Raw genomic sequence first — 10,198 nt, 5'->3', positions numbered from 1 at the left:
GCCGATCTCGTGAACGCCGGGGCCTGGGGCCTCGCCGCCCCCCGCTACCAGGACATCGGGTTCAAGAAGCCCGAAACGACCAAGGGTACCGAGCACAACCACTGAAAGTGCAGGTCACAACCTCAGAAGCAGCTCAATTTCCTTGCCCGCCGGAGATCCCGGCGGGCAGGATCACGTCGGCCCCTTGACCCGGCCCGCATGACTTTCCCCACACCCTGAAACCTCCCAGTAGACCCTCTCGGATCAAGCCGGGGAAGCCCCTTGCACGGCAGCCCCGTACCATAGGACATAGCCGTGGCGCGTCCGCCCGGCGGGCGTAAGAGGAACTGACGCCGCATCCCACGATCCGAGAGAAGCGCAAGCACCCATGCCCACGCGCCACGACATCCGTAACGTCGCCATCGTCGCCCACGTCGACCATGGCAAGACGACCATCGTCGACGCCATGCTCAAGCAGGCCGGTGCCTTCGCCGCCCACCAGCAGCTCGACGACCGCATGATGGACTCGAACGACCTGGAGCGTGAGAAGGGCATCACGATCCTCGCCAAGAACACGGCGGTGAAGTATCACCCCAAGGACGGCGGGGCCCCGATCACGATCAACATCATCGACACCCCCGGCCACGCCGACTTCGGTGGCGAGGTCGAGCGCGGTCTGTCGATGGTCGACGCCGTCGTCCTCCTGGTGGACGCCTCCGAGGGTCCGCTCCCGCAGACCCGCTTCGTGCTGCGCAAGGCGCTCCAGCAGCGCAAGCCCGTCATCCTCTGCATCAACAAGACGGACCGCCCGGACTCCCGGATCGACGAGGTCGTCAACGAGACCTACGACCTCTTCCTCGACCTGGACGCCGACGAGGACCAGATCGAGTTCCCGATCGTCTACGCCTGCGGCCGCGACGGCATCGCCTCGCTGACCAAGCCGGAGGACGGCACGGTCCCGCAGGACTCCGAGAACCTGGAGCCGTTCTTCTCCACGATCCTGGAGCACGTCCCGGCCCCGTCGTACGACGAGGAGGCCCCCCTCCAGGCCCACGTCACCAACCTGGACGCCGACAACTTCCTCGGCCGCATCGCGCTGCTCCGCGTCGAGCAGGGCGAGCTGCGCAAGGGCCAGACGGTCGCGTGGATCAAGCGGGACGGCACGATCTCCAACGTCCGCATCACCGAGCTGATGATGACCGAGGCGCTCACCCGCAAGCCGGCCGAGGTCGCCGGCCCCGGTGACATCTGCGCCGTCGCCGGCATCCCCGACATCATGATCGGCGAGACCCTGGCCGACCCGGAGAACCCGATCGCGCTCCCGCTGATCACGGTCGACCAGCCCGCCATCTCCATGACCATCGGCACCAACACCTCGCCGCTCGTCGGCCGTGGCGGCACCGGCAAGGGCGCGGACGCCAAGACCGCCGTGAAGGACCGCAAGGTCACCGCCCGCCAGGTCAAGGACCGCCTGGACCGCGAGCTCATCGGCAACGTCTCGCTCCGCGTCCTCGAGACCGAGCGCCCGGACGCCTGGGAGGTCCAGGGTCGTGGTGAGCTCGCGCTCGCCATCCTGGTCGAGCAGATGCGCCGCGAGGGCTTCGAGCTCACCATCGGCAAGCCGCAGGTCGTCACCAAGGAGGTCGACGGCAAGATCCACGAGCCCGTCGAGCGCCTCACGGTCGACGTCCCCGAGGAGCACATGGGCGCGGTCACGCAGCTCATGGGTGTCCGCAAGGGCCGCATGGACAACATGTCGAACCACGGCTCCGGCTGGGTCCGCATGGAGTTCGTCGTTCCGTCCCGTGGCCTCATCGGCTTCCGTACGGAGTTCCTGACCCAGACCCGCGGTACGGGCATCGCCCACTCGATCCACGAGGGCCACGAGCCGTGGTTCGGCCCGCTGGTCACCCGTAACAACGGCTCGCTGGTCGCCGACCGCGCGGGTGCGGTCACCGCCTTCGCGATGACCAACCTGCAGGAGCGCGGCGTCCTGTTCACCGACCCCGGCACCGAGGTGTACGAGGGCATGATCGTCGGCGAGAACTCCCGCTCCGACGACATGGACGTGAACATCACCAAGGAGAAGAAGCTCACCAACATGCGCTCCTCCTCCGCCGACTCCTTCGAGGCGATCGTCCCGCCGCGGAAGCTCTCCCTGGAGCAGTCCCTGGAGTTCTGCCGCGACGACGAGTGCGTCGAGGTCACCCCGGAGGCCGTGCGCATCCGCAAGGTCGTCCTGGACCAGAAGGAGCGCGGTCGTTCCGCTTCCCGCGCCAAGAACGGCTGAGTAAGGTCGCATACGGCCGCTGACGGCGGGGTAGATCATGCTTCTGTGATCTTCGCCGCTCGCGGTTGACACGACGTCAGCACCGGAGCCCGGACCCCCACAGGCACTGTGGGGGTCCGGGCTTTTCGTCAAGTCGGGTCAACGTTTCGTCAACTCCATTTCGGAGGGCGAGTGTCCGCATATCGGCGATCGCTCTCCGGTACGTGTGTTAACAGTCCGTTTCGGGCGTGTCTGTCTGTGCTCAGTTTGTCCGGATTTCGGTCTCCGAGGCCCCGGTGATGTTGTCAAAACGAGACCGCTTAAGTGTGGTTTACAGCCCGGACGTACTTAATAGTTGGCTCCATTGAGCTCGGGTCAATGGGTCACGCACTGTGGGGAGTGCCGACTCACGAGCACACTCGGGGCACTTGAGTCCAAAGCCGTCAGGGGTGTCGGCGAAACTCGAAGTGCCCCTCTTGTAGTGACAAAGTGGACTCATGAGGAGGAACCCATGCGCGGTGCCAAGAGCGCCAAGTGGGTAACGGGCGCGATCATCGTCGCCCTTGCTGCGACCGCCTGTGGCGGGGGTAAGAGCGGCGACAGCGGCAACGACGCCAAGGCTGTTGACCCGAACGGAATCTTCTCCGTCGAGCTGGGTGAGCCCGAGAAGCCCCTGCTCACCGGCGACACGATGGAGTCCAACGGCTCCGCCGTCATGGCCGGCCTGTTCTCGACCCTGGTCGACTACAAGGCCGACGGTTCGCTGACGATGGTCAACGCCGAATCGGTCACCACGACGGACTCGAAGACCTGGACCGTCAAGCTCAAGCCGGGCTGGACCTTCCACGACGGCACCCCCGTCACCTCCAAGTCCTACGTGGACGCGTGGAACTGGAACGCCAGCCTGAAGAACGCCCAGGGCCTCGCGTCCTGGTTCGCGGACATCAAGGGCTACGACAAGGTCCACCCGGACGCCGAGGGCGCCAAGCAGACCGCCGACAAGCTCGAGGGTCTGAAGGTCGTCGACGAGAACACCTTCACGATCGAGCTCTCGAAGTCCGTCCCGTACTTCGGCCACAAGCTCGCGTACATCGTCTTCGCGCCGCTCCCGGAGTCCTTCTACAAGCTGGACGCCAAGACCCGCGGCCAGGCCCCGGTCGGCAACGGTCCCTACAAGTTCAAGAGCTGGGACCACAAGAAGAAGATCGAGATCACCCGGTACGACGGCTACAAGGGCCCGAACAAGGCGAAGAACGGCGGTGTGGTCTTCAAGAACTACACCACCCTCGAGGCCGCGTACGAGGACCTGAAGTCCGGCAACGTCGACGTCCTGCGTCAGATCGCGCCGAAGGACCTCCCGGTCTACCGTCAGGACCTCGGCGACCGCGCCGTGGACCAGGCGTACTCCGCGATCCAGACCATCGCCGTCGCCTTCTACGCCGACCAGTGGAAGAAGCCGAAGCAGGTCGACCCGCGCGTCATCCAGGGTCTGTCCATGGCGATCGACCGCGCCACCATCACCAAGACGGTGCTGAACGGCACGCGTGAGCCCGCGACCGGCTGGGTCGCCAAGGGCGTCCTGGGCTTCCAGGAGGACGGCGGCAACGGCGTCACCAAGTACGACCCGACTCAGGCCAAGGCCCTCATCAAGGCCGGCGGCGGCGTCCCGGGCAACAAGATCTCGATCCAGTACAACGCCGACGGTGGCCACAAGGAGTGGGTGGACGCTGTCTGCAACTCCATCCAGCAGGCCACCAGCGTCCAGTGCGTCGGCGACGGCAAGCCGGACTTCCAGGCCGACCTGACCGCTCGTAAGACCAAGCAGGTCAAGTCGCTCTACCGTTCCGGCTGGGTGCTCGACTACCCGGTGAACGCCAACTTCATCTCGGACCTGTTCCGCACGGGTGCCGGCGGCAACCAGGGCGACTTCTCCAACAAGGAGCTGGACGCCAAGATCGCGAAGGCCGACTCCGCCAAGACCCTTGACGAGTCCGTCAAGGCCTACCAGGCGATTGAGAAGGACCTCAAGAACTACATGCCGTCCATCCCGCTCTGGTACTACAAGGTCAACGCGGGCTTCTCCGAGAAGGTTTCGGGTGTCGCCTACGGCCAGGACGGCGACCCGATCCTGACCGGCGTCGAGGTCAAGAAGTAATCACCCAAGCGTAGTCCGCACGCCGTCACGGGACTGACGGATCGTCAGTCCCGTTTCGGCGCCTTACGCAGCGGCTGGGGGGCCCTTCCACGACATCGGCATGCCCGGATCCGGGCATGCTGTCGAGGGAGGGCCCGTCGGTTGCGCTGTCACATCTCAACGGAGGCATGATGGGGCGTTATGTCGCACGACGACTGCTCCAGATGATCCCGGTTTTCCTCGGGACGACCCTGCTGATCTTCCTCATGGTGCACAGCCTGCCCGGTGATCCCGTGCTGGCCATGTTCGGCGACAAGGGCGCCGACCCGGCGACGCTCGCCGCGAAGCGCCACGAGCTGGGTCTCGACAGGCCGCAGTGGGAGCAGTACGTCAGCTACATGTGGAACATGATCTGGCACCAGGACTTCGGTACCCAGATCCGCAACGGCCTTCCGGTCACGGAAGTGCTGGGCGACGCGTTCCCCATCACCCTGCAGCTCGGCGCTCTGGCCTTCGCCATCGAGCTGGTCTTCGGCATCGGCCTCGGCATCGTCGGCGGTCTGCGCGCCGGCCGTCTCGCCGACAACCTGATCCTGATCTTCACCCTGCTGATCATCTCGATCCCGGTCTTCGTCCTCGGCTACATCATCAAGATGGTGTTCGCCTTCAACCTGGGCTGGATCGAGCCGAACGTCAGCACCGAGCCCGAGTGGGGCCAGCTGATCGCCCCCGCCGCCGTGCTCGGCGGTCTCTCCCTCGCGTACGTGGCCCGACTGACCCGTACCTCCATGGCGGAGAACCTGCGCGCCGACTACATGCGCACGGCCGTCGCCAAGGGTCTGCCGCGCCGCCGCGTCATCGGCGTCCACCTGATGCGCAACTCGATGATCCCCGTGGTCACCTTCCTCGGCACCGACATCGGCGCCATCATGGGCGGCGCGGTCGTCACCGAGTTCATCTTCAACATCCACGGCATCGGCGGCGTCATCGCCGAGTCGATCTCCCGGCGTGAAGGTTCGACCCTGGTGGGCCTCGTCACCATCCTGGTGCTCGTCTACCTCGTCACCAGCCTGCTCATCGACCTGCTGTACGCGGTCCTGGACCCGAGGATCCGGTATGCCTGACGTGACCAAGACCGCCACGGCCGTCGAGGACGCCGTCGCCACCCCCTCGGTGGACGCGTCCGCTCCGGCGGCGAAGCAGGAGAAGGCCCGCAGCCTCTGGGGCGACGCCTGGGCCGACCTGCGCCGCAACCCGTACTTCATCATCTCGTCGGCGCTGATCGCGCTGCTGCTGCTGATCGCGGCCTGGCCGACCCTCTTCACCAGCGCGTCCCCGACCGCCGGTGACCTGGTCCACCACTTCCTGGGCAAGCCCGAGCTGGGCAAGGTCGGTTCGCCGGAGTGGCTGGGCTACGACGGCCAGGGCCGCTCCGTCTACGCCCGTCTGATCCACGGCACCCGCGCCTCGATCATCGTCGGCATCGCCGTCACCGCGATCGTCACGGTCGTCGGCGGCATCATGGGCATGGTCGCCGGCTACTTCGGCGGCTGGGTCGACACGATCCTCTCCCGGATCACCGACATCTTCTTCGGCATCCCGTTCCTGCTCGGCGCCATGGTCGTCCTGCAGTCCTTCGTCGAGCGGACCGTCTGGGTCGTCGTCTTCGCCCTCGCGTTCCTCGGCTGGACCCAGATCACCCGCGTCATGCGCGGTGCCGTGATCACGGTCAAGCAGGCCGACTACGTCCACGCGGCGAAGGCGCTCGGCGCCGGCACCGTCCGGATCCTGTTCAAGCACATCCTGCCGAACGCCATGGCCCCGGTGATCGTCGTCGCGACCATCGCGCTCGGCGGCTACATCTCGGCCGAGGCGACCCTGTCCTTCCTGGGCCTGGGCCTCGCCGCCCCGACCGTCTCCTGGGGTGTCGACATCTCCGCCGGTGTCACGCAGATCCGAGTGGCCCCGCACATCCTGCTCTGGCCCTCGATCATGCTGAGCCTCACCGTTCTGGCGTTCATCATGCTCGGCGAAGCCGTCCGCAACGCCCTCGACCCCAAGCTGCGCTGAGGAGGGCGTAACAGATGAGCATCATCGACAAGACCGCGGCCATCCCCGCGCCGCGCGGCGGCGACCACACCGGTCCGCTGCTCGAAGTCAAGGACCTGCACGTCGAGTTCCACACCCGTGACGGTGTGGCCAAGGCGGTCAACGGCGTCAACTACTCGGTGAACGCCGGCGAGACCCTCGCCGTCCTCGGCGAGTCCGGCTCCGGCAAGTCCGTCACCGCCCAGGCCATCATGGGCATCCTCGACATGCCTCCCGGCAAGATCCCGCAGGGCGAGATCCTGTTCCGCGGCGAGGACATGCTGAAGATGTCCGAGGAGGAGCGCCGGAAGATCCGCGGCCGGAAGATCGCCATGATCTTCCAGGACGCGCTGTCCTCCCTCAACCCGGTCCTCAACGTCGGCTACCAGCTCGGCGAGATGTTCCGGGTGCACCACGGCATGTCCAAGAAGGACGCCAAGGTCAAGGCCATCGAGCTGATGGACAAGGTCAAGATCCCCGCCGCCAAGGCCCGGGTCGACGACTACCCCCACCAGTTCTCCGGCGGCATGCGCCAGCGCATCATGATCGCCATGGCGCTCGCCCTGGAGCCGGACCTGATCATCGCCGACGAGCCCACCACGGCTCTCGACGTGACCGTCCAGGCCCAGGTCATGGACCTCCTCGCGGAGCTCCAGCAGGAATACAACATGGGCCTGATCCTGATCACCCACGACCTCGGCGTCGTCGCCGACGTCGCGGACAAGATCGCCGTGATGTACGCCGGCCGGATCGTCGAGCAGGCTCCGGTGCACGAGCTGTACAAGCGTCCGGCCCACCCGTACACCCGCGGTCTGCTCGACTCGATCCCGCGCCTGGACCAGAAGGGCCAGGAGCTCTACGCGATCAAGGGCCTGCCGCCCAACCTGCTCAAGGTGCCCACCGGCTGCGCCTTCAACCCGCGCTGCCCCAAGGCCGACGACATCTGCCGTACGGAGATCCCGGCCCTGGTGCCGGTCACCGAGCAGGACGGCGCGGATCTCCCGGGCCGTAAGAGCGCCTGCCACTTCTGGAAGGAGACGATCCATGGCTGACCTCAGCAACAACGACGAGGCCGTGGCCGCCGCCATCGAGGCCCCCGTGGCCGCCGGTGAGCCGATCCTCCAGGTGCGCAACCTGCAGAAGCACTTCCCGCTGACGCAGGGCATCCTCTTCAAGAAGCAGGTCGGCGCGGTCAAGGCCGTGGACGGGGTCTCCTTCGACCTCTTCCAGGGCGAGACCCTCGGCATCGTGGGCGAGTCCGGCTGTGGCAAGTCCACGGTCGCCAAGCTCCTGATGAACCTGGAGCGGGCCACCGCCGGCGAGGTCTTCTACAAGGGCCAGGACATCACCAAGCTGTCCGGGCGCGCGCTGAAGGCCGTCCGCCGCAACATCCAGATGGTGTTCCAGGACCCGTACACCTCGCTGAACCCGCGCATGACGGTCGGCGACATCATCGGCGAGCCCTTCGACATCCACCCCGAGGTGGCCCCGAAGGGCGACCGGCGCCGCAAGGTGCAGGAACTGCTCGACGTCGTCGGTCTGAACCCGGAGTACATCAACCGGTACCCGCACCAGTTCTCCGGCGGCCAGCGCCAGCGCATCGGCATCGCCCGCGGCCTCGCGCTCAACCCCGAGATCATCATCTGCGACGAGCCGGTCTCGGCCCTGGACGTCTCCGTCCAGGCGCAGGTCATCAACCTGATGGGGAAGCTGCAGGACGAGTTCAACCTCTCCTACATCTTCATCGCGCACGACCTGTCGATCGTCCGGCACATCTCGGACCGCGTCGGCGTCATGTACCTCGGCAAGATGGCCGAGATCGGTACGGACGAGCAGATCTACGAGCACCCGACGCACCCGTACACCCAGGCGCTGCTCTCCGCGGTGCCGGTGCCGGACCCGGAGGCCCGCGCGCACCGCGAGCGGATCATCCTCACCGGTGACGTCCCCTCGCCGGCCAACCCGCCGTCGGGCTGCAGCTTCCGCACCCGCTGCTGGAAGGCGCAGGAGAAGTGCTCCCAGGAGGTGCCGGTCCTCGCGGTCCCGCAGCGCTTCCAGGGTGAGGACACCCCGGCCGCGCACTTCTCGGCGTGCCACTTCGCCGAGGAGAAGCAGGTCGTCCCGGTGCACTGACGCACCGAGCGCGCACCGAAGCCCGAGAGGCCCCCGTCACCCGCAAGGGTGCCGGGGGCCTTCGGCGTTCCCGGCCCCCGCGCCGTCCGCGCGACGGCGACACGCGACGGGGACGCGCGGCGGTGGCAAGCGATGGAGACGTCCCACAGGACCGGCATACGGGCGTCCCGCTCCCGTCCCGCGTCCCCCGTCCCGTCCCGTGATCCCTGCGGGACGTCTCCTCCCACCGGGACGGGCGGCGGGACTGGCAGTGTGTGTCACGACGCAGTCCAACTGCCGCACATCGCCGACGACTTCAGGACCAACATGACCCCGGTCAACGAACCGACCCCCAGCCGCCGTTCCCTGCTCACCGGCGGGCTCGCGCTCGGCGCCGCGACCGTGCTGCCCCTGTGGGCGACCGGCCAGGCGCAGGCCGCGACCGGGCCCTCCGTCGCGGACACCACCGCGTGGGGGGCCCGCCCTCCGAGCAGCCCGGTGCGGGTCCTGCCGACCCCGCCGCAGAAGATCATCGTGCACCACACGGACACGCCGAACACGACCGACTACTCGCAGGCCCAGGCCTTCGGACTCGCCCGCTCCATGCAGGACTGGGCGATGGACGAAAAGCACTGGATCGACACGGGCCAGCACTTCACCGTCTCCCGCGGCGCGTACGTCACGGAGGGCCGGCACGGCAGCCTGGCCGCGCTCCAGGGCGGCACCCAGACCGTGGAGTCGGCGCACTGCGCGGGGCAGAACACCATCGCCATCGGCATCGAGAACGAGGGCACCTACCTCACCGTCGACCCGCGCGGAGAGCAGTACGCGAAGCTGGTCGAGCTGTGCGCGTACATCTGCGGTCAGTACGGGCTGCGCGCCTACCAGATCTACGGGCACCGGGACTTCAACGCGACCGAGTGCCCCGGCGACCGCCTGTACGCGATGCTCCCGCAGCTGCGGNNNCGAGCAGGCCGTACGGGACTTCCAGACGCTCGTGACCGCGACGTCCGACGGCTGGGCCGGCAACCAGACCTGGCACCAACTCGCCGTGCCCGTACGGCAGGGGGACACCGGCGAGGCCGTCAAGGCGGTCCAGCTCCTGCTCACCGCCAAGGGCGTCCCGACGGACGTCGACGGCGCCTTCGGCCCCGGCACCCTGGCCTCGGTCGCGACCTTCCAGAACACGGTCGGGCTGCCCGCCGACGGCCTGGCCGACGCCCGCACCTTCAGCCGCCTCCTCGCCTGACCCCGGACGAGGCCCGGCCGCGGACCCCGACAAGGAGAAGCCTCCGTCGACATCTCGCCCGTGAGGGCACCCACCGACACGTGAGCTTCCTCGACCGAAATCCGTCAGGTCGGCGCGATACTCTCCCCGTTCGCAAAGCGTTCGATCCAGTGAACGGGGGGAGATTTCGTGTTCGACAAGGAGGAGTCCGGCTCCGAGTCCTCGGGCCGGGCGCAGGACCGCCTCGCGGCCCGGATGCGGGCCGTCAAGGAACGGTCGGGGCTCAGCTACGGCAGGCTGGCCGCCAAGACCCACTACAGCCGCTCGTCCTGGGAGCGGTTCCTCAACGGGAAGCAGCTGCCGAGCCGGGTCGCGGTCGAGCAGTTCG

8 protein-coding genes and 1 pseudogene are annotated in these 10,198 nt (G+C 67.4%); all 9 read left to right on the top strand.

What is annotated here, in order from left to right:
- The first annotated feature begins 367 nt into the window (after positions 1-367).
- A complete protein-coding gene (gene typA / locus CCN56_RS21515; protein ID WP_041131070.1) occupies positions 368-2,269 on the top strand; it encodes a translational GTPase TypA in 1,902 nt (633 codons plus the stop codon).
- A gap of 490 nt (positions 2,270-2,759) precedes the next feature.
- On the top strand, positions 2,760-4,403 hold the full coding sequence (locus CCN56_RS21510) for an ABC transporter substrate-binding protein (protein WP_086829148.1): 1,644 nt from the start codon (positions 2,760-2,762) through the stop codon (positions 4,401-4,403).
- A 170-nt stretch (positions 4,404-4,573) separates the two neighbouring features.
- Entirely contained in the window at positions 4,574-5,506 is a 933-nt protein-coding gene (locus CCN56_RS21505; RefSeq protein ID WP_179199935.1) for an ABC transporter permease, read from the top strand.
- On the top strand, positions 5,499-6,452 hold the full coding sequence (locus tag CCN56_RS21500) for an ABC transporter permease (RefSeq protein ID WP_086829144.1): 954 nt from the start codon (positions 5,499-5,501) through the stop codon (positions 6,450-6,452). Before CCN56_RS21505 ends, CCN56_RS21500 begins: the two co-directional genes overlap by 8 nt.
- Positions 6,453-6,466: 14 nt before the next feature.
- Positions 6,467-7,522, top strand: a complete 1,056-nt coding sequence (locus CCN56_RS21495) for an ABC transporter ATP-binding protein (protein ID WP_086829142.1) — start codon at positions 6,467-6,469, stop codon at positions 7,520-7,522.
- Entirely contained in the window at positions 7,515-8,603 is a 1,089-nt protein-coding gene (locus CCN56_RS21490) for an ABC transporter ATP-binding protein (protein WP_086829140.1), read from the top strand. The genes CCN56_RS21495 and CCN56_RS21490 overlap by 8 nt, the downstream gene beginning before the upstream one ends.
- A gap of 132 nt (positions 8,604-8,735) precedes the next feature.
- A pseudogene (locus tag CCN56_RS44730) lies at positions 8,736-9,455 on the top strand (peptidoglycan recognition family protein); the annotation flags it as partial.
- A 124-nt stretch (positions 9,456-9,579) separates the two neighbouring features.
- Complete coding sequence (locus CCN56_RS44725; protein WP_256962078.1) at positions 9,580-9,831, top strand: peptidoglycan-binding protein; 252 nt, start codon at positions 9,580-9,582, stop codon at positions 9,829-9,831.
- Positions 9,832-10,065: 234 nt separating this feature from the next.
- Positions 10,066-10,198: helix-turn-helix transcriptional regulator (locus CCN56_RS21480; RefSeq protein WP_143664588.1), on the top strand; the 133-nt coding region annotated here is incomplete at its 3' end.

The sequence above is a fragment of the Streptomyces sp. NRRL B-24572 genome, from assembly GCF_002156145.1.
In the GTDB taxonomy this organism is placed as follows: domain Bacteria; phylum Actinomycetota; class Actinomycetes; order Streptomycetales; family Streptomycetaceae; genus Streptomyces; species Streptomyces vietnamensis.
The sequence above is the reverse complement of the archived record's forward strand: the minus strand, read 5'-3'. Positions and strand labels throughout refer to the sequence as shown.

Excerpts from the sequence above, each read along its gene's own strand:
- CCN56_RS21510 (WP_086829148.1), top strand. The coding sequence starts at position 2,760 with ATGCGCGGTGCCAAGAGCGCCAAGTGGGTAACGGGCGCGATCATCGTC.
- CCN56_RS21505 (WP_179199935.1), top strand. The coding sequence starts at position 4,574 with ATGGGGCGTTATGTCGCACGACGACTGCTCCAGATGATCCCGGTTTTC.
- typA (WP_041131070.1), top strand. The coding sequence starts at position 368 with ATGCCCACGCGCCACGACATCCGTAACGTCGCCATCGTCGCCCACGTC.
- CCN56_RS21490 (WP_086829140.1), top strand. The coding sequence starts at position 7,515 with ATGGCTGACCTCAGCAACAACGACGAGGCCGTGGCCGCCGCCATCGAG.
- CCN56_RS21495 (WP_086829142.1), top strand. The coding sequence starts at position 6,467 with ATGAGCATCATCGACAAGACCGCGGCCATCCCCGCGCCGCGCGGCGGC.
- CCN56_RS21500 (WP_086829144.1), top strand. The coding sequence starts at position 5,499 with ATGCCTGACGTGACCAAGACCGCCACGGCCGTCGAGGACGCCGTCGCC.